General features: G+C 71.6%; 18 protein-coding genes. 10 read left to right on the plus strand and 8 right to left on the minus strand.

The window, feature by feature from the left end:
- Positions 1-164 precede the first annotated feature (164 nt).
- Positions 165-1,088, plus strand: coding sequence for a LysR family transcriptional regulator (locus ACGFIS_RS33045; RefSeq protein ID WP_392973530.1), 924 nt, complete (start codon positions 165-167; stop codon positions 1,086-1,088).
- 28 nt (positions 1,089-1,116) lie between these two features.
- Positions 1,117-1,614 carry a DinB family protein gene (locus tag ACGFIS_RS33050; protein WP_392973532.1) on the plus strand — a complete coding sequence of 166 codons (498 nt, stop codon included), beginning with the start codon at positions 1,117-1,119 and terminating at the stop codon, positions 1,612-1,614.
- 155 nt (positions 1,615-1,769) lie between these two features.
- On the opposite strand, the gene ACGFIS_RS33055 is transcribed toward ACGFIS_RS33050, so the two are convergent.
- The 8 genes from ACGFIS_RS33055 to ACGFIS_RS33090 all read right to left on the minus strand — a co-directional run bounded on the left by ACGFIS_RS33055 (position 1,770) and on the right by ACGFIS_RS33090 (position 12,064).
- Positions 1,770-3,212, minus strand: a complete 1,443-nt coding sequence (locus ACGFIS_RS33055; RefSeq protein WP_392973534.1) for an arabinose isomerase — start codon at positions 3,210-3,212, stop codon at positions 1,770-1,772.
- A gap of 189 nt (positions 3,213-3,401) precedes the next feature.
- The gene (rhaD, locus tag ACGFIS_RS33060; protein ID WP_392973536.1) at positions 3,402-5,543 is read right to left on the minus strand and encodes a bifunctional rhamnulose-1-phosphate aldolase/short-chain dehydrogenase; all 2,142 of its coding nucleotides are present in this window, start codon (positions 5,541-5,543) and stop codon (positions 3,402-3,404) included.
- Between the two features lie 19 nt (positions 5,544-5,562).
- The gene (gene rhaI, locus ACGFIS_RS33065; protein WP_392897760.1) at positions 5,563-6,744 is read right to left on the minus strand and encodes an L-rhamnose isomerase; all 1,182 of its coding nucleotides are present in this window, start codon (positions 6,742-6,744) and stop codon (positions 5,563-5,565) included.
- Between the two features lie 28 nt (positions 6,745-6,772).
- Entirely contained in the window at positions 6,773-7,111 is a 339-nt protein-coding gene (locus ACGFIS_RS33070; RefSeq protein WP_392897763.1) for an L-rhamnose mutarotase, read from the minus strand.
- Between the two features lie 4 nt (positions 7,112-7,115).
- The gene (gene rhaS / locus ACGFIS_RS33075) at positions 7,116-8,213 is read right to left on the minus strand and encodes a rhamnose ABC transporter substrate-binding protein (RefSeq protein WP_392897766.1); all 1,098 of its coding nucleotides are present in this window, start codon (positions 8,211-8,213) and stop codon (positions 7,116-7,118) included.
- Between the two features lie 92 nt (positions 8,214-8,305).
- A complete protein-coding gene (locus ACGFIS_RS33080; protein ID WP_392897768.1) occupies positions 8,306-9,304 on the minus strand; it encodes an ABC transporter permease in 999 nt (332 codons plus the stop codon).
- Positions 9,301-10,506, minus strand: a complete 1,206-nt coding sequence (locus tag ACGFIS_RS33085) for an ABC transporter permease (protein WP_392973538.1) — start codon at positions 10,504-10,506, stop codon at positions 9,301-9,303. The genes ACGFIS_RS33080 and ACGFIS_RS33085 overlap by 4 nt, the downstream gene beginning before the upstream one ends.
- Before the next feature lie 4 nt (positions 10,507-10,510).
- Positions 10,511-12,064 (minus strand): sugar ABC transporter ATP-binding protein, encoded by a 1,554-nt coding sequence (locus ACGFIS_RS33090; RefSeq protein WP_392897774.1) that lies wholly within the window; start codon positions 12,062-12,064, stop codon positions 10,511-10,513.
- A gap of 396 nt (positions 12,065-12,460) precedes the next feature.
- Here ACGFIS_RS33090 and ACGFIS_RS33095 point away from each other — a divergent pair, with 396 nt between their 5' ends.
- The 8 genes from ACGFIS_RS33095 (at position 12,461) to ACGFIS_RS33130 (ending at position 25,207) form a co-directional block, all read left to right on the plus strand.
- On the plus strand, positions 12,461-13,570 hold the full coding sequence (locus ACGFIS_RS33095) for a LacI family DNA-binding transcriptional regulator (protein ID WP_392973540.1): 1,110 nt from the start codon (positions 12,461-12,463) through the stop codon (positions 13,568-13,570).
- Positions 13,567-14,280: a (Fe-S)-binding protein gene (locus tag ACGFIS_RS33100; protein ID WP_392897780.1), complete on the plus strand. Its 714-nt coding sequence runs from the start codon at positions 13,567-13,569 to the stop codon at positions 14,278-14,280. Before ACGFIS_RS33095 ends, ACGFIS_RS33100 begins: the two co-directional genes overlap by 4 nt.
- Positions 14,277-15,854, plus strand: coding sequence for a LutB/LldF family L-lactate oxidation iron-sulfur protein (locus tag ACGFIS_RS33105; protein ID WP_392973542.1), 1,578 nt, complete (start codon positions 14,277-14,279; stop codon positions 15,852-15,854). The genes ACGFIS_RS33100 and ACGFIS_RS33105 overlap by 4 nt, the downstream gene beginning before the upstream one ends.
- Positions 15,851-16,501 carry a lactate utilization protein C gene (locus tag ACGFIS_RS33110; protein ID WP_392897785.1) on the plus strand — a complete coding sequence of 217 codons (651 nt, stop codon included), beginning with the start codon at positions 15,851-15,853 and terminating at the stop codon, positions 16,499-16,501. Before ACGFIS_RS33105 ends, ACGFIS_RS33110 begins: the two co-directional genes overlap by 4 nt.
- Positions 16,498-17,931 (plus strand): rhamnulokinase family protein, encoded by a 1,434-nt coding sequence (locus tag ACGFIS_RS33115; protein ID WP_392897788.1) that lies wholly within the window; start codon positions 16,498-16,500, stop codon positions 17,929-17,931. Before ACGFIS_RS33110 ends, ACGFIS_RS33115 begins: the two co-directional genes overlap by 4 nt.
- Positions 17,932-18,313: 382 nt before the next feature.
- The gene (locus tag ACGFIS_RS33120; RefSeq protein ID WP_392897791.1) at positions 18,314-21,328 is read left to right on the plus strand and encodes an AAA family ATPase; all 3,015 of its coding nucleotides are present in this window, start codon (positions 18,314-18,316) and stop codon (positions 21,326-21,328) included.
- Between the two features lie 262 nt (positions 21,329-21,590).
- Positions 21,591-22,685 carry an alpha/beta hydrolase gene (locus ACGFIS_RS33125; RefSeq protein WP_392897793.1) on the plus strand — a complete coding sequence of 365 codons (1,095 nt, stop codon included), beginning with the start codon at positions 21,591-21,593 and terminating at the stop codon, positions 22,683-22,685.
- A gap of 2 nt (positions 22,686-22,687) precedes the next feature.
- A complete protein-coding gene (locus tag ACGFIS_RS33130) occupies positions 22,688-25,207 on the plus strand; it encodes a GMC oxidoreductase (protein WP_392973544.1) in 2,520 nt (839 codons plus the stop codon).
- The last annotated feature ends 118 nt before the right edge of the window (positions 25,208-25,325 follow it).

Raw genomic sequence — 25,325 nt, forward strand, 5'->3', positions numbered from 1 at the left:
ATGATCACACCACGCCCACCCTCAATGATCAACATGACGGACGGTCGCACACGGCCCAACCAGCAGCACAGCCCGTGAACGGCCTGAATGCTTACACTCACACCGTCACCACACTCACAACGTCGCACGTCACTCCCGGGGAGGTGCGTAGGATCGGTGTGGCCATGGAGCTTCGGCAACTGGAATATGTGCTGGCCGTCGCGGAGGAACTCCACTTCGGGCGCGCCGCCGCACGCATGCATGTGACGCAGCAGTCGGTGAGCGAGCAGGTCCGCCGGCTGGAGCGGGAGTTGGGCAGTCCGCTGTTCGTGCGTACCAGCCGACGGGTGTCCCTCACTACGGCCGGTGAAGCGTTCCTGCCCGAGGCCCGCCGGGTCGTCGACGCCGCTCGGCACGCCTTGGACGTCGGACGCCGCGCCGCCCGCGGGGCCGTGGAGATCCGCGTCGGCTACGCGGACGATCTCGGCCCCCGGCTCTTCGGCCTCGCGGTGCCGCGTACCCCGTCCATCACGGTGACGCCTCGGCCGATGACGACACCGGAGCAGATCGCGGCCCTGTCCGAGCATCGCCTTGACCTGGGGCTCGGCTGGACGCCGGATGTCGGCCCCGGCCTGTCCAGCCTGCTGGTCGCCCGTGAGCCGCTCGTGGTCGCGCTCACCGAGGGCCATCCCCTAGCGGACGGGACCGTCGTGGACCCGGCTGATCTGTCGCACCAGCCGCTCGCCGTCGTCCCCCGCGATGTGAACCCGTTGCTGCACGACCGCATCATCGGACAGCTCGTGACCCTCGGGACGGCCGTCACCGTCCACCAGGAGATTCCCAGCCTCGACCGGATGCTGCCGCTCGTCCTCGCCGGTTCCGCCCTGGGGATCACGGTTCCGAGCGCCACGGCGGCGAATCCGTTCGCCGGGGTGGTCTACCGGCACTTCATCGACCCCGTCCCGCACATCGACTGCAGCCTCATGTGGCGGCGTGACGACACCAGCGCGGCGGTCGCGGAGCTCGTTCGTGTGGTGCGCGAACTGCGTGACGAGGGCGCGTTCCTGCCGCCCGACCTGGATGGCGGACGCCGTGAGAACCGGGCGTAGGCGTGAGAACCGGGCGTAGGGTCGCGGGATGAATGAGCCGCGTGGGGATGTGCGTCCGCCTGGTCTGAACTCCGATGAGAGGACGACCCTGCTGGCGTTCCTCGACTATCTGCGGGACGCGGTGATGGCCAAGGCGTCCGGTGTCCCGGACGTGGCAGCGCGCACGCCCGGGGTCGCGTCCGGCACAAGCCTGCTGGGCCTGGTCAAGCACCTGACGCACACCGAACTGAACTGGTTCGTCTGGGCCTACGAGGGCGCCGACGTTCCGCGGTGGGACGGCGGGGAACCGCCGCGTGAGGAGGAGACGGCCGAGAGTCTCGTCGCTGCGTACCAGGCGGCCATCGACCGCAGCAACGCGATCATCGCGGGGTGCCCGGATCTCGATCGGGTGTGTGCCCGGTCGCTGCGGGAGTCGCCGCCGCCCTCGATGCGCTGGCTGCTGGTCCACATGATCGAGGAGACCGCGCGTCACGCCGGGCACGCCGACATTCTGCGGGAGCAGATCGACGGTTCGGTGGGCCGCTGACCAAGCCGTTCACCAAGCGGTTCACCATGCCCTTCACCAACCCTTGCTCGAGCCGTTCACCACGCCGTTCACCAAACCCTCCGCCGAGCCGTTCACCAAACCCTTGGCGGCCCCTTCGCCGAACCCTTGGCCGAGCGTCCCAGCGAGCCGTCCTGTCAGGGGTTCACTTCGACGAATTCGATCTCCATTAGGTCGGCGACGGCCTTCAGGTCGGCGATGCGGTGGCCGGTGCCGAGGGCCCAGTGGTGGGAGATGCCGGTGGCGCTCCACGCGTCGGTCCACTCGCCGGGGTCGCAGCCGAAGTCGACGCGGGAGGTGGTGTTGCCGATCTGCAGCAGGGGGCCGTCGACGGTCTCGCCCTCGGACGCGGCGAACGCGAAGCGGCCGTCGCGGCGCTGGATGATGCCGAACGCGGTGACGGGGCCGTGCTTGACGTCGAACTCGACGGACACGCCGTAGCCGCGCTTGCCGTGGTAGACGCCGAGGCCGCGCAGCAACGGCCGGCGGGCGCTGATCGCCAGGTGGGCGGGCCCGTCATGGCCCATCTCGACGTGGCCGCGTTGGAAGTCCAGGGCCTGCAGCTCGGTGAAGGAGCCGCCCGCGCCGAGCCGGTCGGCGATCAGCATGGCGAGGGACGTGCGCAACTCGTACTCGCCGGCCGCCGGGATCCCGCGCGCGGTGAGCAGCGACGCGCCGAGGATCATTCCGGCGCCGAGCCGCTCGTGAATCTCGCCGTCGAGCCCCCGGTGGTAGTAGGCGAGGCTGTCGAGCTCGAAGTCGTCCGCGAGCCGGTCGAGGCCGGCGGAGACGCGGGCCGCCCAGGTCAGGTCGTCGTCGTTGACGGACGGGTCCAGCTCGAAGATCTTCTCCGCCTCGGCCTTCTTGGCGGCGGCCTCGGCGGCTGAGACCTTCTCCACCCGGACGCGCAGGTCGTCGAACTCCAGTACCTCGACGTGCCCGCCGAAGTTGGCGCTGACGAGCGTCAGGTCGGTGGAGACGTCCAGCATGCCCGGGTAGAGGTGACCCATCAGGCCGTGCCGGCCGCGGCGCAGCGCGGCCCGGACCCCGGCGGCGCGGACCCAGCGACCGATCTTCGTCCAGGCCCGCTCGTCCTCCAGGTATCCGGAGACCGAGCGGAACGGGACGCCGCAGCGTTCGAACGCGTTCGCCATCTCCGGCAGCGGGCAGGCGCCGCAGTAGGCGAGCCACTGCCCGGTGTCGAAGGAGGCGTGGTCCATCGACTCGGTCGGCTGCAGGTTGATCAGCAGGACCGGGGCGTCCGCCCGCTGCGCGACGGGAACCAGCATCGTCGCGGTCATGTAGGTGGTGAGGAAACCGACGATGATGTCGCAGCCGGCGGCGCGGAGTTTTTCGGCGGCCGCCGCACCCTCCTGCGCGTCGGAGATGAAGCCGACGTCGACGACCTCGGCGCCGAGGCCGCGCATCCGCTCCGAGACCCGCTCGGCGGACCGCTGGAGTTGCGGCAGCAGGTCCGGGAACTGGGGCCAGTAGGCACCCAGCCCGCCGGCCACCAGGCCGACCTTCACCGGCGGCACCTTCACCGGCGGCATCACCGGCTGGGCGGTGTTGTCTGTCATTCCTGTCCTCCTGTCGGTCAACGGGCCGCGGCGCTCCCGGCCGGTCCCGCGTCCTCCCCAGCGCGGGAACACTTCCCCAGCGCGGGAACACTTCCTCGGCGCGGGAACACTTCCTCGGCGCAGGGACGCTGCTTCAGTGCAGGGGCGCTGCTTCAGTGCAGGGACGCCGCTTCAGTGCAGGGGCGCCGCTCAGCGCAGGAACGCTGCGGCGACGCCTGCGTCGACGGGGATGTGCAAGCCGGTGGTGTGGGTCAGGTCCCCGCCGGTGAGGGCGAAGACGGCGGCGGCGACGTGCTCGGGCAGCACCTCGCGTTTGAGCAGCGTCCGCTGGGCGTAGAACTCGCCGAGCTTCTCCTCCTCGACGCCGTACACGGCGGCGCGCTTGGCGCCCCAGCCGCCGGCGAAGATGCCGGAGCCGCGGACGACGCCGTCGGGGTTGACGCCGTTGACGCGGATGCCGTGCTCGCCGAGTTCGGCGGCCAGCAGCCGCACCTGGTGGGCCTGGTCGGCCTTCGTCGCACCGTAGGCGATGTTGTTCGGCCCGGCGAACACCCCGTTCTTGGAAGAGATGTAGACGATGTCGCCGCCCATCCCCTGCTCGATCATGACACGGGCGGTTTCGCGGGCGACCAGGAACGAGCCGCGCGCCATGACGTCGTGCTGCAGGTCCCAGTCGGCGGTGGTCGTGTCCAGCAGCGGCTTGGAGATCGACAGCCCGGCGTTGTTGACGACAAGGTCGACGCCCCCGAAGGCGAGGACGGCGTCGTGGACGGCCGCGGCGATCTCGTCCTCGGAGGTCACGTCGGCGACGACGGCGACGGCGGCGTCGAAGGGACGCGGCGCGTTCGCGCCGATCTCGGCGGCGACCTTCTCGGCGGCGGCGACGTCCCGGTCGGCGACGACGACGCAGGCGCCCTCGGCGGCGAGGCGGCGGGCGGTGGCGGCGCCGATGCCGGAGCCGCCGCCGGTGACCAGCGCGACCCGGGTGGCGAGCGGTTTCGGCTTGGGCATCCGGCGGAGTTTGGCCTCCTCCAGCTCCCAGTACTCGATGCGGAACTTCTCCGCCTCGTCGATCGGCGCGTACGACGACAGGGCCTCCGCGCCGCGCATCACGTTGATCGCGTTGACGTAGAACTCGCCGGCGACCCGCGCCGTCTGCTTGTTGGCGCCGAAGCTGAACATGCCGATGCCGGGGACCAGCACGATCGCCGGGTCCGCGCCGCGCATCGGCGGAGTCCCGGGGGTGGCGTGCCGGTCGTAGTAGGCCGTGTACTCCTCGCGGTAGGCGGTGTGGAGTTCCCTGAGGCGGGTGCGGACGTCGTCGAGGGGGGCGTCCGGCGGCAGGTCCAGGACCATCGGGCGGATCTTGGTGCGAAGGAAGTGGTCGGGGCACGATGTGCCGAGCGCGGCGAGCCGGGGGTGCTCGGCGCGGGACACGAAGTCCAGGACGGTGTCGCTGTCGGTGAAGTGCCCGACCTGCGGACGGTCGGTGGACGCCAGCCCCCGCAGCAGCGGGAACAGCGCCGCGGCGCGGGCGCGGCGCTTCTCGTGCGGCAGCGGCGGGTGGACGACGACGCCGAACGGGTCCGCCTCACCGTGTTCGGCGGCGCCGTGTTCGGCGGCGCCGTGTTCGGCGGTCCCGTGCTCGCCGGTCCCGTGCTCGGCGGTATGGGTCTTTGCGGCGCAGGTCTCGGCGATGTAGGCCTCGGCGGTGCGGATGATGTCTAGGGAGTTGGCCTTGCACTCCTCGCTCGTCGCGCCCCAGGCGGTGATGCCGTGGCCGCCGAGGATGACGCCGATCGCCTGCGGGTTCGACTTCTTGATCTCGGCGATGTCCAGGCCGAGCTGGAAGCCGGGACGCCGCCACGGCACCCACGCGACCCGGTCTCCGAAGATCCGGCGGGTGAGTTCCTCCCCGTCCGCCGCCGTCGCGATCGCGATGCCGGAGTCGGGGTGCAGGTGGTCGACGTGGGCGGCCTCGACCAGGCCGTGCATGGCGGTGTCGATGGACGGGGCCGCGCCGCCCTTGCCGTGCAGGCAGTAGTCGAACGCGGCGACCATCTCGTCCTCGCGTTCGATGCCCGGGTACACGTCGGCGAGGGCGCGCATCCGGTCGAGCCGCAGCACGGCCAGGCCCGCCTCGGTGAGGGTGCCGAGGTCGCCGCCGGACCCCTTCACCCACATCAGCTCGACGTCGCGGGCCGTCACCGGGTCGGTGACGGTCCCCTTCGCTGAGGCGTTGCCGCCCGCGTAGTTGGTGTTGCGCGGGTCCGAGCCGAGGGTGTTGGCGCGTTCCAGCAGCTGCTCCACCTCACGTGGGGTGGACGTCATCGGTTCGTTCTCCTTCACGTCAGGCGCCCCAGCCGGCGGCGTGGCCGTCCTTGCGCTCTTCGGCGATCCGCTCGTAGTACCCGGACGCCTTGTAGGCGGCGACCGGGTCCGGCGCCAGGCCCATCTCCTCGCGCAGTTCCGCCAGCAGCGGGCGGACGTCGGTGTTGTAGGCGTCCATGAAGACCGCGTTGGCTTCGAGCACGTCACCCGACGTCTGCGCGGCCGAGAGCGCCTCACGGTCGACCAGCAGCGCCTTCGCCGTGGCCTCCTGGACGTTCATCACCGAGCGGATCTGGCCCTGGATCTTGGGTTCGATGTTGTGGCACTGGTCGAGCATGAACGCCACGCCCGTCTCCGCGGTCCGGCCGGGCAGCGGGTAGCCTCCGCCCCGCACCACCTCGTACATGATCCGGAACAGCTGGAACGGGTCGGCGGAGCCGACCATCAGGTCGTCGTCGGCGTAGAAGCGGGAGTTGAAGTCGAACCCGCCGAGCTTCTCCTCCCGCAGCAGGAACGCGACGATGAACTCGATGTTGGTGCCGGGCGCGTGGTGCCCGGTGTCCACCACGACCTGCGCCTTCGGGCCGAGCCTCAGGCAGTGGGCGTAGGACGCGCCCCAGTCCGGCACGTCGGTCATGTAGAACGCCGGCTCGAACAGCTTGTACTCCAGGAGGAACCGCTGGTCGTCGCCGAGCCGCTCGTAGACGGCGGCGAGGGCTTCGGCCATCCGGTCCTGGCGGGTGCGGATATCGTCCTGCCCCGGGTAGTTCGTGCCGTCGGAGAACCACAGCTTCAGGTCGCGGGAACCCGTCATGTCCATGATGTCGACGGCTTCGAGCAGGTGGTCGAGGGCCTTGCGGCGGACGGCGGGTTCGGGGTTGGTGACGCTGCCGAGCATGTAGTCGTCGTCCTGGAAGACGTTGGTGTTGACGGCGCCGATCCGTACCCCCTTCTCTTCGGCGTGTGCGGCCAGTGCGGCGTAGTCGTCCACCTTGTCCCAGGGGATGTGCACGGCCACGCTGGGCGCGACACCGGTGAAGCGATGCACCTGCGCGGCGTCGTCGATCTTCTCCTGCGGGGTGCGGGGGACGCCCCGCTGGGCGAAGACCTTGAAACGGGTCCCCGAGTTCCCGTAGGCCCACGAGGGAGTCTCGATCTGCTGGCGGCGCAGGGCCTGCTTCACCGCGCTGGTGTCGTTCACGATTACCTCTCTCAATCCAGCACTTCACTCAATCCAGGTGGAAGACCTCGGGGAGCGGCCGCATCCCCTCATCGGGGCGGCCGTCGAGGTCCTCGAAGTACTGCGCCATCTCCGCCTGCCACCGCGCGTTGACATCGGTGCGGGCCATGCGCTCCTGCGCGGCTTCGAAGTCGTCGGTTTCCAGGTAGCCGACGAGCAGGCCGTCCTCGCGCAGGAACAGCGAGTAGTTGTGCCAGCCGGTGTCGCGGAGCGCGGCCCGCATGTCGGGCCAGACCGCCTGGTGGCGCAGCTTGTACTCCTCCAGGCGGTCCTGCCTGACCTTCAGCAGGAAGCAGATCCGCTTCTTGCGCGAAGTGTCCGTGTCCATGTGCTCAGAAGTGGTACTCGTCGATGTTCTTGGCGTCGAAGACCGTCGGCGGGCCGAGGATGATCTCGCCGTTGGCGCCGATGGTGCGCTCGCCGAGCTTGCCGGCCTTCAGCGTCTCGCCCTGCTTGCCGGTGATCTGGCCGGACGCCAGCGCCGCCGCCGCGTAGGCGGCGAGGTGGCCGAGGTCCTTCGGGTCCCACAGCGCGAACGACTCGACCGTGTCGTTCTTGATGAACTTGCGCATCTGGTCCGGGGTGCCGAGGCCGGTCAGGACGACCTTGCCCTTGTACTCGGAGCCGGAGATGTAGCGGGCAGCGGCGGCGATGCCGACCGTGGTCGGCGAGATGATGCCCTTGAGGTTCGGGTACGCCTGCAGCAGGCCCTGCGTCTGCTGGAACGACTTCTGGTCGTTGTCGTCGCCGTAGGCCACCTTGACGAGTTTCATGTCGGCGTACTCGGGCTTCTTCAGTTCCTCCTTCATGAACTCGATCCAGGTGTTCTGGTTGGTGGCGTTCGCGGTCGCCGACAGGATCGCGATCTCGCCCTTGTGGTCGATCTGCTCGGCGAGGAGCTTGACCTGGCTGCGGCCGATCTCCTCGGAGCTGGCCTGGTTGATGAACACGTCCCGGCATTCGGGGTTGGTGTCGGAGTCGTAGGCGACGATCTTGATGTCCTTCGCCATCGCCTGCTTGAGCGGGCCGCACACCGCGTTCTCGTCGTTGGCGGCGATGAGGATCGCGTCGTGCTGCTGCTGGATGAGCGTGTTGATGTAGGACACCTGCGAGGACGCCGACGCGTCGGACGGGCCGACCTCCTTGGCCTCCGCGCCGAACTCCTTGGCCGCCGCGATGCCGGCGTTGTCGACGATCGTCTCGTAGGGGTTGTTGACCTGCTTGGGCAGGAACGCGATCTTCAGGCCCTTCTTGAGGGGCGCGTTCGGGTCGGCGGTGGCGTTCCCGCCGGTCTTGCCCTCCCCGGAGGCGGACGAGGAGTCCTTGGTGGTTCCGCCGCAGGCGGCCAGGCTGAGGGCCAGGACACCGGCCGCGGCTGTGGCCGTCAACCGGGCCGCCAGCCGCCGCGGGGCGCGCGAACGAGTGGTCATTTGGGTGCCTTTCGCAATCCGTGTCGTGCTTCGGGGGTGGGTGGACGGGGTGGGTGGACGCGGCGGGGGGCTTGCGGGGGTCGCCCCCCGAACTAGGGCGCGGCGGCGGGGGTGGCAGGTCGCGCTCCCCTCCGTCTGCCTTGGGCCTCGCGCACCACGGCGATCAGCCGTGGCGTGAGGACGCTGATGATGAGCAGGAGGCCGGTGACGATCGACTGGACCTCGGTGGAGACGTCGTTGAGCATCAGCAGGTTGCGCAGCAGGCCGATCAGCAGCACGGCGGCGATGACGCCGCCGAGGGTGCCCTTGCCGCCCTCGAAGTCGACGCCGCCGAGCAGCACCGCCGCGATGACGGCCAGTTCCAGGCCGAGTCCGTTGTCGGCGCGGGCACTGCCGTAGCGGAGCGTGTAGACGATGCCGGCGAACCCGGCGACCAGGCCGGACATCACGAACAGGATCATCTTGATGCGCTTGACGCGGATGCCGGCGAAGTAGGCGGCGTCCTCCTGCGCGCCGATCGCGAACAGCGACCGTCCGATGCCGGTGGCGTGCAGGACGACGCCGGTGGCGATGGCGAGCAGGACGAACAGCGCGATCGGGTACGGGATCGGGGTACCGGGGATGGACGAGGTCGCGAGGTCGGTGTAGGTGAACGGGAACTCGGAGATGGCGCCGGTCCCGAGCGTCACGTAAGCGAGACCGCGGTAGAGGGTCATCGTCCCGATCGTGACGGCGAGGGACGGCAGCCCGAGCCTGGTGACGAGCAGCCCGTTGACGAGGCCGCAGACGACGCCGACGACCAGCACCAGCGGGATGATCGTCTCGATCGCCATGCCGCCGTCCCACATCTTGCCGGTCAGCGCGCTGCACAGGCCGAGGATGGAGGCGACCGACAGGTCGACCTGCCCGCACACGACCAGCAGCGTCATCGGCAGCGCGATCAGCGCGATCTCGCTGAGGTCGAGCAGCGCGAACGACAGGTTGCCGTTGCTCGCGAAGTCGGGTGAGAATCCGGCGCCGCCGAAGAAGACCGCGATCAGCAGCGCGGTGATGGCGGTCTCCCACCGCACCAGGTGTCCCAGTCGGCTCATGACCGGCCCTTCCCTTCCGGAGCCGTGGTCTCGGTGGTCCCGGCCGCCGTGTCCATGTCCCGGCGCGCGTCCCGATCGGCCTGCGCATCACCGTTGGGCCGCGCGTCCCGATCGGGCTGCGCATCACCGTTGGGCCGCGCCGCCACGTCGTGGTGCGCGGTCGACTCCAGGGACCGCTGTTTCAGCGCCCGCGTGACGCGGAGCGCCAGCAGCCGGTCGACGCTGATGGCCAGCAGCAGGAGGACGCCGGTGATCGCCTCCTGCCAGAACGAGTTGACCTTGAGCACCACCAGGACGCTGCCGATGGTGGTGAGCAGCAGCGCGCCGAGCGCCGCCCCGTACACGGTGCCGACGCCGCCGGTGATCGCGACGCCGCCGACGACGACGGCGGCGACGACCGTCAGCTCCCAGCCGTGCGCGGCGTCCGCGACGACGGTGCCGAACCGGGCGAGCCACAGCACCCCGGCGAGGCCGGCGAGCGCTCCGCTGACCAGGTAGGCGGTGAGGATGCGGCGGCGGATCGACACACCGGCGAGCATCGCGGCCTCGGGGCTGGACCCGATCGCGTAGTACTCGCGTCCGGACGAGTAGGAGCGCAGGTAGTAGCCGGCGGCCAGCATCACGGCGACGGTGATGATCGGCAGGTAGGGGATGCCGAGGATGCCGTCGTTGCCGAGGCTGAGCACCGACGCGGGAAGCTCGGAGGCGCTGATCTGGTCGCCGTGGGCGATGCGGTAGTCGAGCCCTTGGATCACGTACAGCGTGCCGAGGGTGACGACCAGGGACGGCACCCGGCAAAAGCTGACGAGCAGGCCGTTCACCAGCCCGCAGGCCAGTCCGATGAGGACGCCGGCCAGGAGGACGAGCACGACGTTCCGGTCGCCGCCGGAGGCGAACTTGCCGGCGGTGAACGCGACGAGCCCGACGACGGAGCCGACCGACAGGTCGATGTTGCGGGTGACGACGACCATGCTCTGCCCGACGGCGAGCAGGACCAGGATCGAGGCGTTGAGGAAGATGTCCTTCACGCCCTGCTCCGACAGGAACCGAGGGTTGGCGATCGTGGTGCCGACGACGAGGACGACCAGGGCGCCGAGGATGCTGAGCTCGCGTGCGCGCAGCACCAGTTCGACCAGGCGGCGCCCGCCCCCGCGGGCACCGCCCGATCCCGGCCGGGCCGGTGACTGGGTGAGTACGGTCATCGGTTCAGGCCGCCTTTCCGGTGCCGGCGCGGCCGGTCGCGGCGGCCATGACGCTCTCCTCGGTCGCGTCCGCGCGGGGGATCTCGGCGGTGAGCCGGCCCTCGTGCATGACGAGCACGCGGTCGGCCATTCCGATCACCTCCGGCAGGTCGGAGGAGATCATCAGTACGGCGAGGTCCTGCGCGGCGAGCTCCGACAGCAGCCGGTGCACCTCGGCCTTGGTGCCGACGTCGATGCCGCGGGTCGGCTCGTCCACGATGAGGACGGCCGGCTCGGTGGCCAGCCACTTGGCGAGCACGACCTTCTGCTGGTTGCCGCCCGACAGGACGCCGACGGCGTCGGTGAGCCGGGAGTACTTGAGCTGGAGGCGCAGCCCCCAGTCGGCGGCGCGGCTGCGTTCCACCTTCCGGGAGATCAGGCCGCCGCGGCCGGTCTCGCGGCGCAGCGTGCGCAGCTGGGTGAGGCCCATGTTGCGTTCGATGGACATGTCCATGACCAGGCCCTGCTGGCGGCGGTCCTCGGGGACGAGCGCGAGGCCCGCCGACATCGCGGCGGTCGGGCTGCCCGGGGGCAGCGGCCGGCCGGTGACCTCGACGTTCCCGGCGTCCCAGCGGTCCACGCCGAAGATCGCGCGGGCGACCTCGCTGCGGCCGGCGCCGACCAGCCCGGCCAGCGCGACGATCTCGCCGCGGCGGACGTCGAAGGAGATGTCGGTGAAGGCGCCCTCGCGGGTCAGCCGGCTGACCTTCAGCGCGACCTCTCCGGGTGTCACGTCCTGTTTGGGGTAGAGGGTGTCGAGGTCGCGGCCGACCATCCGGCGGACGAGGTCGTCGGGGGTGAGGCCGTCGGTCGGGTCGGTGCCGACGTGGGCGCCGTCGCGCAGCGTCGTGACCCGGCGGCACAGCTCGAAGATCTCTTCCAGCCGGTGCGAGATGAACAGGACGGCGCAGCCGTGCTCGCTCAGGGTGCGGGTGACGGCGAACAGGCGGGCGACCTCCTGGCCGGTGAGCGCGGCGGTCGGCTCGTCCATGATGAGGACCCGCGCGTCCCGGGAGATGGCCTTGGCGATCTCGACGACCTGCTGGTCGGCGATCGACAGGCCGCGGGCGGGCTGCTGCGGGTCGAGCGCGACGCCGAGGCGCCGGAACAGCTTCGCGGTCTCGGCGTGCATGGCGCGGCGGTCGATGCGGCCGAGCCCCGAGGGGAGAGAACGGGTGCGCGGCTGGCGGCCCATGAAGATGTTCTCGGCGACCGACAGGTCGGGGAACAGGGTGGGTTCCTGGTAAATGACGGCGACGCCGGCGGCCTGCGCGTCGGCGGGGCCGTGGAACGTCACCGGCTCGCCGTCGACGCGCACCTCGCCCGCGTCGGGGCGGTACACCCCTGCGAACGTTTTTACGACCGTGGACTTGCCGGCGCCGTTCTCGCCGGCCAGGGCGTGCACCTCGCCCGGGTACAGCTCCAGGGTGACGCCCTGGAGGGCGCGCACAGCACCGAACGACTTGCTCACGTTGACCAGTGCCAATGTCGGTGGTGCCGACCGGCCGGGTGCACCCATCGCGGCCCTCCTCGCGGGGCAGGTCTATGACGTACTGATGAAAAACGTTTTAACGAGATGTTGCGGAGGACGCTAGAGTCAGGCCGCGCAGCCGTCAAGAGGGAACCGGCCTCCAGATTCGGCTCGATCCAGCGAGAACCGCGTCGACACAGGGGCGCGGCGCATTTCGAAGTCACTCGCGGGCGGGGCTCGCGGGCGGGGCTCGCGGCCTCGTCCGGTACCCCGGCGCGGCGACAGCGGGCTTGACACGTTTTAATTCGATGACCACAGTTTCGATGACCACACTTCACCGACCACACTTCACCGACCACACTTCACCCACCACAGCTCGACGACCACAGCTCGGTGATCACGCTGAAGCGGCACCACCACGCGGACGGACCGGGGGCACACAGATTGAGCACAGACGGCCGCACAGACGGCCGCACGGACGGCACCGGGCGTCCCGGGCCCCTCAGCCGGACCGTCGGCATCAAGCAGGTCGCGGCGCACGCCGGCGTCTCACCGGGCACCGTGTCCAACGTGCTCAACCGGCCCGAGCGGGTCGCCGAGCCGACCCGGATCCGGGTCGAGCAGGCCATCCGCGAGCTCGGGTTCGTCCGCAACGGCTCGGCGTCGACGCTGCGCGCCGGGCACAGCAGCACGATCGGGCTGATGGTCCTCGACCTCGCCAACCCGTTCTTCACCGACGTCGCCCGCGGCGTCGAGGACATCGCCAGCGAACGCGGCTACGCGGTGATCCTGTCGTCGTCCGGCGAGTCGGACGAGCGCGAGCAGCGCAACCTGCGGGTGCTCGCCGAGCAGCGGGTCCGCGGCGTCCTGCTGACCCCGGTCGGCGATGACGGCGAGGCCGCCGACCGGCTGCAGGAGCGGGGCGTCCCCGTGGTGCTGCTCGACCATCCGACGCCCCGCGCGAACCAGTGCTCGGTCGCCGTCGACGACGTCGCGGGCGGCGAACTCGCGGTCGGCGAGCTGCTGGACGGCGGCGCCCGCACGCTGGCGTTCGTCACCGGCCCCAGCGTGCTGCGGCAGTGCACCGACCGCCGCAAGGGCGCGCTGCGGGCCCTGCGCGCCGCCGGTCTCGGCCGCGAGGTGATGCGCGAGGTGACCGTCGGGGCGATGAACGCCCGGTCCGGGCAGGAGGCGGCGCGGCGGCTGCTGGAGGCCGGCCCGCCGCTGCCCGACGCGATCTTCTGCGCGAACGACCTGCTCGCGCTCGGGGTGCTGCGCGTCCTGCTGCAGGCCGGGCTGAAGGTCCCGGCCGACATCGCGCTGATCGGGTATGACGACATCGAGTTCTCGGCGGCGGCCGCGGTCCCGCTGAGCTCGGTGCGGCAGCCCACCTACCAGCTCGGCCGGATCGCGACCGAGCTGCTGCTGGAGGAGTGCGACGAGGCGGGCGGGCATGCTCACCAGCAGGTCATGTTCCAGCCCGAGCTGGTGGTCCGCGAATCCAGCCGGCCGGGGACCGGAGGCGACGCGGGCACCGCGGGAGGCACCACATGAAGGTCGCACTGTTCCTCACCTGCGTGAACGACACGATGTACCCGGAGACGGGCAAGGCGATGGTGCGGCTGCTGCGGCGGCTCGGCCACGACGTCGAGTTCCCGGCCGGGCAGACGTGCTGCGGGCAGATGCACCTCAACACCGGCTACCGGCGGCAGGCCCTCCACCTGGTGAAGGGGTTCGCGGAGACGTTCGAGCCCTACGACGCCGTCGTGACGCCGTCCGCGTCATGCGCCGCGATGATCCGCGACTGGCATCCGAAGCTGGCGCCGCGGACCGCCGGGGTGGCGTCGCGCGTGCGTGAGCTGTCGGAGTTCCTCGTGGACGTGCTGGGCGTCACCGATGTGGGCGCCTACTATCCGCACCGCGTCACCTACCATCCGACGTGCCATTCGCTGCGGATGCTGCGCGTCGGGGACCGGCCGCTGCGGCTGCTGCGGGAGGTCCGCGGCATCGACCTGGCCGACCTGCCGGACGCCGCCGAATGCTGCGGGTTCGGCGGGACGTTCGCGCTGAAGAACTCCGAGGTGTCCGCCGCGATGTGCGCCGACAAGGTCACCGCCGTCCGGAAGACCGGCGCCGAGACGCTGTGCGCCGCCGACAACTCCTGCCTGATGCACATCGGCGGCGCCCTCACCCGGACCCGCGCCGGTGTGCGGACCGTCCATCTGGCCGAGATCCTGGCCTCCACCGAGGAGGACCCCTCATGACCTCCGGTTCCGCGATGCCCACGTACGTCGGGATGCCGTCCTTCCCGGACGCGGCCCGCCGCGCGGTGGCCGACACGCGGCTGCGCGGCAACCTCGCCCACGCGACCACCACGATCCGGGGCCGGCGCGAGTCCGCCGTCGCCGAGCTGAGCGACTGGCCAGAGCTGCGCGAGGCGGGCAAGCAGATCAAGGACCACGTCCTGGAGAACCTCGGCCACTACCTGCGCCTCCTGGAGGAGAAGGTCACCGAGGCGGGCGGGACGGTGCACTGGGCGCGGGACGCGGGCGAGGCGAACCGGATCGTCGCCGGCCTCGTGAAGGCGACCGGCGAGACCGAGGTCGTCAAGGTCAAGTCGATGGCCACGCAGGAGATCGGCCTGAACGAGTTCCTCGCCGGGGAGGGCGTCACCGCCTACGAGACCGACCTCGCCGAGCTGATCGTCCAGCTCGGCGACGACCGGCCGTCGCACATCCTCGTCCCCGCCATCCACCGGAACCGCGCCGACATCCGCGACATCTTCCTGCGCGAGATGGAGGACGTGCCGGAGGGGCTGACCGACTCCCCCGCCGCGCTGGCGGAGGCGGCCCGCCGGCATCTGCGCGCCAAGTTCCTGTCGGCGAAGGTCGCCGTGTCGGGCGTGAACTTCGCCGTCGCCGACAGCGGCACCCTCGTCGTCCTGGAATCGGAGGGCAACGGGCGGATGTGCCTCACGCTCCCCGAGACGCTGATCTCGGTGATGGGCGTGGAGAAGATCGTCCCGAGCCTGCGGGACCTGGAGGTGTTCCTGCAGCTGCTGCCCCGCTCGTCCACGGCCGAGCGGATGAACCCCTACACCTCCACCTGGACGGGCGTGCACCCCGGTGACGGCCCGCGCGACTTCCACCTCGTCCTGCTGGACAACGGCCGTACCGACACGCTGGCCGACGAGGTGGGCCGGCAGGCGCTGCGCTGCATCCGCTGCTCCGCGTGCCTGAACGTGTGCCCGGTCTACCAGCGCGCGGGCGGTCACGCCTACGGGTCGCCGTATCCGGGGCCGATCGGCGCGATCCTGTCCCCGCAGATCAGGGGCATCGGGTCGGACGTGGACGCCTCGCTGCCGTACGCGTCGACACTGTGCGGGGCGTGCTTCGACGCGTGCCCCGTCGCGATCGACATCCCGGAGGTGCTCGTCCATCTGCGGGCCCGGGCCGTCGAGAAGGGCCCCCGCCATCCGCTGGAGCGGGTCGCGATGACGGCGGCCGGGTGGACGCTGCGCTCCCCCACCCGGCTCGGGCTCGCGCAGCGCGCCGCGTCCGCGAGCCGCCGCGTCGTGGCGCGCGGCGGCCGGATCCGGCGGCTGCCCGGCCCGCTCGGCGCGTGGACCGAGACGCGGGACGCCCCCGCGCCACCGCCCGAGTCGTTCCGCGCCTGGTGGGCCCGCACGGGCGGACGCGAAGACACGGGCGGACGCGAAGACACTGGCGGACGCGAAGACACTGGCGGACGCGAAGACACTGGCGGACGCGAAGACGGACGCGGCGGACGCCGCGGGGAACGCAGAGCCGGAGAAGATCACTCAGGGGGGAACCCGTGAACGCGCGTGAGGAGATCCTCGGCCGGATCGGGGAGATCGTGCCCACCCGCCCGGCCGCCGAGGTCGCCGCCTCCTACGGCCGGATCGACCGGAACTACCTGCGCCGCCACCACGACGGGTCGGCGGCGGCGGGCGTCCTCGACCTGTTCGCCGAGCGGGTCGCCGACTACCGCGCGACGGTCCTGCGGGTCTCCCCGTCCGGCGTGCCGGCGGCGATCGCGGAGCGGCTCTCCGCCCGGCCCGGAACCTACGGCGTGCCCGGCGACCTTCCCGCCGAATGGCTCGCCGCGACCCGGCCGGTCGCGGGGACGGGCGTCCCGCTCGTCCGGGACCCGGAGATCGCGTCGCTGGACGGTCTGGCGGGCGCGGTCACCGGCTGCGCCGCCGCGATCGCCGAGACCGGGACGGTCGTCCTCGACCACGGCGCCGCGCAGGGGCCCCGCGCGCTGTCACTCGTCCCCGACTACCACCTGATCGTCGTCCTCGCCGATCAGGTCGAGCCGGACGTGCCCGAGGCCCTGGAACGGCTCGACCCCCACCGGCCGCTGACGCTGGTGTCCGGCCCGTCCGCCACGAGCGACATCGAGCTGTCACGGGTGGAGGGCGTGCACGGCCCGCGCACGCTGGAGGTACTCGTCGTCTCATGAGCCTCGCGACCTTCGCGGCCGTCGACCTCGGGGCGTCCAGCGGGCGCGTCATGGCCGGACGTGTCGGCCCGCACACCCTGGAACTGGACGAGATCCGCCGCTTCGCCAACCGTCCCGTCCGCGTCAACGGCACTCTGCACTGGGACATCCTCGGGCTTTACGGCAACGTCCTCGACGGTCTGCGTTCGGCCCCGCCGGGGCTGGCCTCGGTGGGCATCGACTCGTGGGCCGTCGACTACGGCCTCCTGGATGCGGGCGGGCGCCTGCTGGGAAACCCCGTCCACTACCGCGACGCCCGCACCGACGGCGTCATGGACCGCGTGCGCGCGGAGCTGAGCGACGACCTCCTCTACGGGACGTCGGGTCTGCAGTTCCTCCCGTTCAACACGATCTACCAGCTGGTGGCGGACGACCTGTCCCGGACGGGCACGCTGCTGCTGATCCCCGACCTTCTCGCCTACTGGCTGACGGGAGAGATCGGCGCCGAGCGGACCAACGCGTCCACGACCGGCCTGCTGGACGTCCGCGGCGGCACCTGGTCGCGTGATCTGCTGACGCGCCTGAACCTTCCGGCGGAGATCCTGCCGCCCCTGCGGAATCCGGGTGAGATCGTCGGGACCCTGCGCGGGGACGTGGCGGGCGAGACCGGCCACCCCGGTCTGCGGGTCGCCGCCGTCGGCTCCCACGACACCGCCTCCGCCGTCGCCGCCGTCCCCGACACCGGCGAACGGTTCGCCTACATCTCCTGCGGCACCTGGTCCCTGGTCGGCGTCGAACTGGACGCGCCCGTCCTGACCGAGGCGAGCCGCAAGGCCAACTTCACCAACGAGGGCGGCGTCGACGGGACGGTCCGCTACCTGCGCAACGTGATGGGCCTGTGGCTCCTCCAGGAGTCCCTGCGGACCTGGGGCGACGCCGAACTGCCCGCCCTGCTCGCCGAGGCGGAGCACGTCCCGGGCCTGCGCCGCCTCATCGACCCCGACGACCCGGAGTTCCTGCCGCCCGGCGACATGCCCGCCCGCATCGCCGCGCACTGCCGCCGCCGCGGCTTCCCCGCGCCGGTCACCCGCGCCGAGACGGTCCGCTGCATCCTGGACAGCCTCGCCCTGGCGCACCGCGCGGCACTCCGCCAGGCGTCCCGGCTGTCCGGCCGGGAGATCGACGCGGTCCATCTCGTCGGCGGCGGCAGCCGCAACGACCTGCTGTGCCGCCTGACCGCCGACGCGGCCGGCCTCCCGGTCGTCGCAGGCCCGGTGGAGGCGACCGCGCTCGGCAACGTCCTGATCCAGGCCCGTGCGCACGGTGTCATCGGAGACCTGGCGGAGGCCCGTGCCCTCGTCGCCGGGACGCAGGCGCTGCGCCGCTACGCACCGTCCGGCGACGAGTCCGCATGGGCGGCCGCCGCCGCCCATCTCGGCCTGGAGCGCTGACGGATCGGCCTGGGGCGCTGACGGAGCCGGCCGGGCCGGATAAGGATGTCACGACGACGAGACGGTTTACCCTCCCGAGGTTGACATGCGGCCCCCCAGGACGGTTGATGGCAGTGAACGTTGGTGGCAGTGACATTGGTGGCAGTTGAGCATTGGTGGCTTGAGCACTGGTTGCTTGAGCACTGGTGGCAGTGAACGCCGATGTCATTGGGAGGAACGGTCACGGAGGAGACCGGTCCGTGGGATGGCGCGCTGGCGGGAGGCGGGTTGTCCCACCTTATTGACGTTCCACCCGATAGGGTGAGTCTCGCCAGTTCTCAGGAACCGCAACGATGAGCAAGATCACGGCGTATCGGCCGCCTGTCGCTGTTGGGGTGTGGACATGGAGGGTCGTTCGGCCCGCGATGCCGGGGATCGGTCCGGCAACTCTCCGCTGGTTGGGCGACAGGCCGCGCTGCAGGACATCGGCCGCGCTCTCGACGCGGCCGAGCGCGGCTACAACTTCTTGGCGCTGATCGGCGAGCCGGGCGCGGGCAAGACGCGGCTGCTGAACGAGCTGGCGGACGCGGCCATCGCGCGGAAGCTGCCGTTCGTGGCGGGCCGCGCGGCGGAGTTCGAGCAGGAGATGCCGTTCGGCGCGGTGGTCGACGCCCTCGACGACCACCTCGAAGAGCACACGCTGAGCCTGTCCCCCGCGGCGCTGCGGCTTCTCGGGACGGTCTTTCCCGCGCTGGGCGACCTGTCCGACCCGGCTCAGATCACCGGCGGCGCCGGCTCCCCCGACTCGCACGTGGCCCGGTACCAGCTGCACCGCACCGTCCGGCACCTGCTGGAGCACCTCGCCGACCCGCACGGGCTCGTGCTGATCCTGGACGACCTGCACTGGGCCGACGACGCGACGATCGAGCTGATGGACCATCTGGTCCGGCATCCGCCGCGCGCCCGGGTGCTGGTGGCGGTCGCCTACCGCCCCGCGCAGGCGTCGCCGCGGCTGGCGGCGCTGGTGGACGCCGCGGGGCCGCAGGGCGCGCGGATCACCGCCGACCCGCTCACCCAGACCGAGGTGGCGGAGTTCCTCGGGCCGGGCGTGAGCCGGTCGCGCTGCGAGTCGCTGTTCAAGGCCAGCGGCGGCAACCCGTTCTACCTGGAGGCCCTGTCCAAGATGGGCGAGGGGGCCGGCCCGGCGGGACGTGACGAGACGCGGTTGCAGGACGAGAACGGTGTCGCGAGCCTGACCGAGGTGCCGCCCGCGGTGCGGGCCGCTCTGCAGGTGGAGCTGAGCGCCCTGCCGCCCGAGGCGCTGCTGATGGCGCGGGGCGCCGCCGTCGCCGCCGACGTGTTCGAGCCCGCCCTCGCCGCGGTGGCCGCGGAGATGGAGCAGAACGCCGCCTTGACCGCGCTGGACGTCCTGACCGGCCATGACGTGGTCCGTCCAGCGCCGGGTGGGCGGTTCAGGTTCCGGCATCCGCTGGTGCGGCACGTTGCCTACGCGTCGACGGCGGCGGGCTGGCGGATCGCCGCGCATTCACGGGTGTCGTCGCGGCTGTCGGAACTGGGCGCCCCGGCGGCCGTCCGCGCCCATCACGTGGTGCGGTCGGCGCGGTTCGGTGACCGCGAGGCGATCGGGACGCTGGTGGAGGCCGCCCGCGTCGTCGCGCTCCAGGCGCCCGGCACCGCCGCGTACTGGCTGAAGGCGGCGCTGGAGCTGATGCCGGACGCCGCCGGCGCGCAGCACCCTGACAAGACCCGCTCCCCAGATCAGACCGGCTCCCCGGACAGGACCGGGTATCCGGACAAGGTGGAACTGCTGGTCGAGCTGGCCCACATGCAGGCCGTCAGCGGCCACGCCGAGGAGGGCCGCGAGACCGCCCACACACTGCTGGGCCTGCTGCCGCCCGACGACACCGTCCGCCGCGCCCGGACGGTCCACATGTGCGCGATCATGGAACGGCAGGTCGGCCGGATCCACGAGGCCCGCGCGATCGTCCTGGACGAGCTGCGCCGCACCACCGACCGGCAGACCCCCGAGGCGGTCCTGCTGCGGATCCGGCTCGTCGCCGACCGCATCCAGCGGGCCGACGGCCGCGGGTCGCAGGCCATCCTGGACACCATCCCCGACAAGGCCCCCGGGTGGGGGCCGGGGCTGACGGCGGCGGTCGCGTCGATGCGCCCGATCGTCGCCTACGTCCGGGGGGAGGTCGAGGAGGCCATCGGGCACGCGCAGACCGCCGACCAGCTGTTCTCGGCCGCGTCCGACAACGACTTCGCCGACTGCCTGGACTGCTTCGCCTGGCTGGTGTTCGCCGAGTCGTTCCTCGGCATGTACGACCCGGCGCTGCGGCACGCGGAGCGGCTCGTGTCGATCACCCGGACGACCGGGCAGACGTTCATCCTCGGCTACATGCTGGCCGGGCAGTCCCGCGTCCTGGCGCAGCTGGGCCGCATGGAGGAGGCCGCCGCCGTCGCCGACGAGGCCGCCGCGGTCGGCCGTGACCTGCGCTCGCAGGAGGTACTGGCCTACGGGCTGATCCAGCAGTGCCTGACGGCGAGCTGGATGGGCGACCACGACCGGGCGCTGCGGGCCGGTGCGGAGGCGGTCGCCAACGACACCGGGTCGGGCGAGTGGTGGACGCACATGGCGCACGTCGCCCACGCCCTCGCGGTCGTCAACGAGGGCAGGCTGGAGGAGGGCGCCGCCGCGCTGATCGCCGCGTGCGGCGACGGCACGCTGGGCCTGGACTTCAGCACGCTGGTGATCTGCGCGGAGGCGCTCGCGGGGGTCCGCGCCGCGCAGGATGACGCCGGCGACGCCGCGAACTGGGCCGACATCGCCGAGGCGATCGCCGATCCGATGATGACCGGTGACGTCGGCCTGGCGCGGCTGACCCGCGCCCACGCGATCCGCGCCGCCGACCCGGCCGGGTCGGCGGCGCTGGCCGCCGAGGCCTCCGAGCTGCTCGCCAAGGCCGGGCGCCGCCCGGATGCGGGACGCGCCGACCTGGCCGCCGGCCTCGCGCACGCGGCCGCCGGCGACCGCGCCCGGGCCCGTGAGCGGGTCCGCGCGGCGGCGGAGACCTTCGAGGCGTGCGGGCTGCGGGGCCTGCACGCCCAGGCCGTCCGTGAGCAGCGGCGGCTCGGTGTCCGGGTGCCGGGCGGACGCTCCGCTTCGGGCACGGCCAAAGGCGCGAAGGGCACGAAGGAGAAACTGCGGTTCGGGCTGTCGCCGCGCGAGCACGAGATCGCCATGCTCGTCGTGGAGGGCTGCAGCAACCAGCAGATCGCCGAACGCCTCTATTTGAGCGTCCGGACGGTCGAGACCCACCTGTCGCGGGTGTTCGCCAAGATCGGCGTCTCCTCGCGAGTCGGGGTGGCCACCAAGATGAACCGGCCGGAGTAATCGGGCCGGAGTGATCGGGCCGCAGCGAACGGACCGCAGTGAACCGGGCGGAGTGAACCGGGCGGAGTGAACCGGGCGGAGTGAAGTGGCAAGGGTGAAACGCCCAGAGTGAACCACGCGGGCCGATTTCGACTCTTAGTTCACGTAGGTCCCGTAGGTTCGGCGCGCCCGGCGACGCACGTAAGTACGGGTTCTCCACGATGCCGAGCCGTTGTACGCGTTTGGCAAGGTTAGGGCGTCAGGAACCGGAGGGGATGGACACATGGACCAGCAGCGGATCGCGCGCTTCACCCGCGCGGGCGTCGCCGACGCCGAGGTGTCCGCCCACCCCTTCTCCACCGAGGACGGGATGGGCCTGAACCTGACCCGGTTCCGCCGCGCCGACTGCGACGATGTGGTCCTGCTGGTGCACGGGCTGACGACGTCCAGCGACATGTACATCATGCCGGAGCACACCAACCTGGTGAACTTCCTGCACGACGCCGGGTTCGGCGACGTGTGGGCGCTGGACTTCCGGATGAGCGGGCGGTTCCCGTACAACGCCGAGACCCACCGCCACAACCTCGACGACGTCGCGCTGTACGACCACCCGGCGGCGCTGGCCGAGCTGCGCCGCCACGTCGAGGGCAGGCGGGTGCACGTCATCGCCCACTGCCTGGGCTCGGTGTCGTTCTCGATGGCGCTGTTCGCCGGGACGGTCACCGGCATCACCAGCCTGGTCTGCAACAGCGTCTCGCTGACCCCGCGGACGCCGGCCTGGTCGAAGATCAAGCTGGGGTACGGGCCGGCGCTGATGGAGTACGCCGTCGGACCGTGCCACCTCGACCCGCGCTACGGGAAGGCCCCCGTGCTGACCCGCGGCTGGATGCTCGCCAAGGCGGTCGCGCCGTTCCATCGCTCGTGCGACGAGCCCGCGTGCCACATGCTCAGCTTCATGTGGGGCGGCGGGAAGCCGATCTTCTCGCACGACAAGATGTCGCCGGTCACGCACGGCCGCCTGCCCGACCTGTTCGGGGCGTGCAACGTCCACTACTACCGGCACATGCACACGATGGTGAAGGCCGGCCGGGCCGTGAAGTACGACCGCGGGAACCCGGGCCACGCGGACCTGCCGGACGACTATCTCGCGGACGCCGCGTCGGTCACCACGCCGATCCTGTTCCTCACCGGAGACCGCAACAACGTGTTCACCGACTCCAACATCGTCTGCCACCACCTGCTCGAATCGATCACGCCCGGTCTGCACGAGCTGGCGATCCTGCCCGGCTACGGCCACCAGGACCCCTTCATGGGCGCGAACGCCGACGCCGAGGTGTTCCCCCAGGTCCTCGACTTCCTGAAGCGGAAGGCGAGCTGACCATGGAGCATGTAGGCGGGGAGCATGTAGGCGGAGGGCATGCGAGCGGAGCGCATGCCGGCGGGGAGCATGTGGACGCCGTCGTCGTCGGGTCCGGGTTCGGCGGGTCCGTGGCCGCGTACCGGCTGGCGGAGGCCGGACGGTCGGTCGTCCTGCTGGAGCGCGGGCAGCCGTACCCGCCGGGCTCCTTCCCGCGGTCGCCCCAGCAGATGGGGCGCGCGTTCTGGGACCCGGCCGCCGGGCTGTACGGAATGTTCGACGTGTGGCGCTTCAAGGGCTGCGACTCCGTCGTGTCGTCGGGGCTGGGCGGCGGCTCGCTGATCTACGCGAACGTGCTGCTGCGCAAGGACGAGAACTGGTTCGTCCACGACCGGCCGCTGCCCGGCGGCGGGTACGAGCCGTGGCCGATCTCGCGCGCCGACCTCGACCCGCACTACGACGCGGTCGAGAAGATGCTGGGCGCGACTCCCTACCCGCTCGACCAGGTCCCCTTCGACGACACCCCGAAGACGCACGCGATGCAGGACGCGGCGGCGGAGCTGGGGCTGCAGTGCACGCTGCCGCCGCTGGCGGTCAGCTTCGCGTCGCAGCCGGGCGGCACGCCCGCGCTGAGCCTGCCGATCGCGGACGCCGGGTACGGCAACATCCACGGCGTCCCGCGGCGGACGTGCCGGCTGTGCGGCGAGTGCGACATCGGCTGCAACGAGGGCGCCAAGAACAGCCTCGACCACACCTACCTGTCGGCGGCGGCGCACCACGGCGCCGACATCCGCACGTCTCGCGAGGTGAAGGCGCTGCGGCCGCGGCCCGGCGGCGGGTACGAGGTCGACTACGTCCACCACGCGGATCTGACGGCGGGTGAGAGCCGCCCGCCCGTCCGGACGATCACGTGCGACCGGCTGATCCTGGGCGCCGGCACCTACGGCACGACGTTCCTGCTGCTGAAGTCGCGGGAGGCGTTCCCGGGGCTGAGCGACGCGCTCGGCACCCGGTTCAGCGGCAACGGCGACCTGCTGACGTTCCTGATGCGGGCCAAGGACCGCAACCGGGTCCGGCCGCTGAACGCCAGCCGCGGCCCGGTGATCACCACCGCGATCCGGCTGCCGGACGAGCTGGACGGCGTGCCCGGCGCCGGCCGCGGCGCCTACATCGAGGACGGCGGCTACCCCGGGTTCACCGACTGGATCGTCGACGGCATCGACATCGGCAACGACTTCGAGCGCGCGGTGAAGTTCCTGTGGGACCGGTTCACCGACCTGTTCCGGGACGCGCCCGACACCAACCTGTCCAAGGAGATCTCGGACCTGATCGGCAACGGGGCCCTCACGGTCAGCTCGCTGCCGCTGCTCGGCATGGGCCGCGACTCCGCCGACGGGCGGCTGCACCTGAAGGAGGGACGGCTCGCCGCCGACTGGACGGCGGAGACCAGCGAGGAACTGTTCAGCCGGGTCCGCAAGACCATGCAGCGCATCGCGGACGTCCTCGGCGCCGACTACGCCGACAACCCGATGTGGTTCCGCAAGCGCATCATCACCGTCCATCCGCTGGGCGGCGCCCCCATGGGCGTCCACCCGGGCGAAGGCGTCTGCGACGCCTTCGGCGAGGTGTTCGGGTTCCCGGGCCTCTACATCGCCGACGGGGCGGCGATGCCGGGACCGGTGGGCCCGAACCCCTCGCTCACGATCGCCGCGCAGGCCGACCGGCTGGCCACGCGGCTGCTTGAGGACGCGTCCGCACAACGGGGTGCGGGCGGCTCCGCCACGACCGTCCCGTCTGCCACGGGGGCCGAGCCGGTCGGGGGAACCGGCTCGCCGGACGGGGCGGGGAACGGCTCGGCGTACGGTCCGGATTCGGGGCGCCACGGAGGGACACGGGGACCGTCCACCGTGGCGGCGGACCGTACGTCGCTGTCGTTCACCGAGGAGATGAAGGGGTTCGTCACCTACGGGGAGACCGATCCGCGGATCGGTGAGCTCGCCGACGGCCGCCGCCCGCTGTCGTTCCGGCTGACGATCACCGCGGAGGACACCGACCGGTTCCTGTCCGAACCGGGCCACGAGGCGCGCGCCGAGGGGTGGGTCGACGCCGCCGGCCACGGGGGCCGGTGTCCCGTGGAACGCGGCACGTTCAACCTGTTCGTCGCCCCCGGCGGGCCCGGGGCGGATGACGGGCGCGGGCAGGTTGACCGGCGGCTGATGAAGTACCGGCTGTTCTACACCGACGGCGATGGCGCGCGGCGCACGCTGAGCGGGCAGAAGGACGTCCTGCACGGGCCGCCGACGCGGATCTGGCCGGACACGTCCACGCTGTACGTGCGGGTGCTGGACGGCCATGTCGGTGAGGACGAGGAGGACGGCGCCGAGGTCGTCGCGGCGGGTGTGCTGCACATCCAGCTGACGGACTTCGCGCGGCAGCTCACGACGTTCCGGACGGCGGGGCCGGGCGGAGTGGAGAAGCTGCTGAGCTTCGGCAGGTTCTTCGCCGGTGAGCTGTGGGAGGTCTACGGCCCCGATCCCGTGTGAGCGGGAGGGGCCCGACGGGGGCCATGTTCGTGCAGGCCGAGGGAACTGCGGGGTGCTCTCGGCCTGCACCTTTTCGCCGGAGGTCGCGCGGGGGGTCGCGCGGCCTCCGGCCCCATGG

The sequence above is a fragment of the Spirillospora sp. NPDC048824 genome, assembly GCF_043198455.1.
In the GTDB taxonomy this organism is placed as follows: Bacteria; Actinomycetota; Actinomycetes; order Streptosporangiales; family Streptosporangiaceae; genus Spirillospora.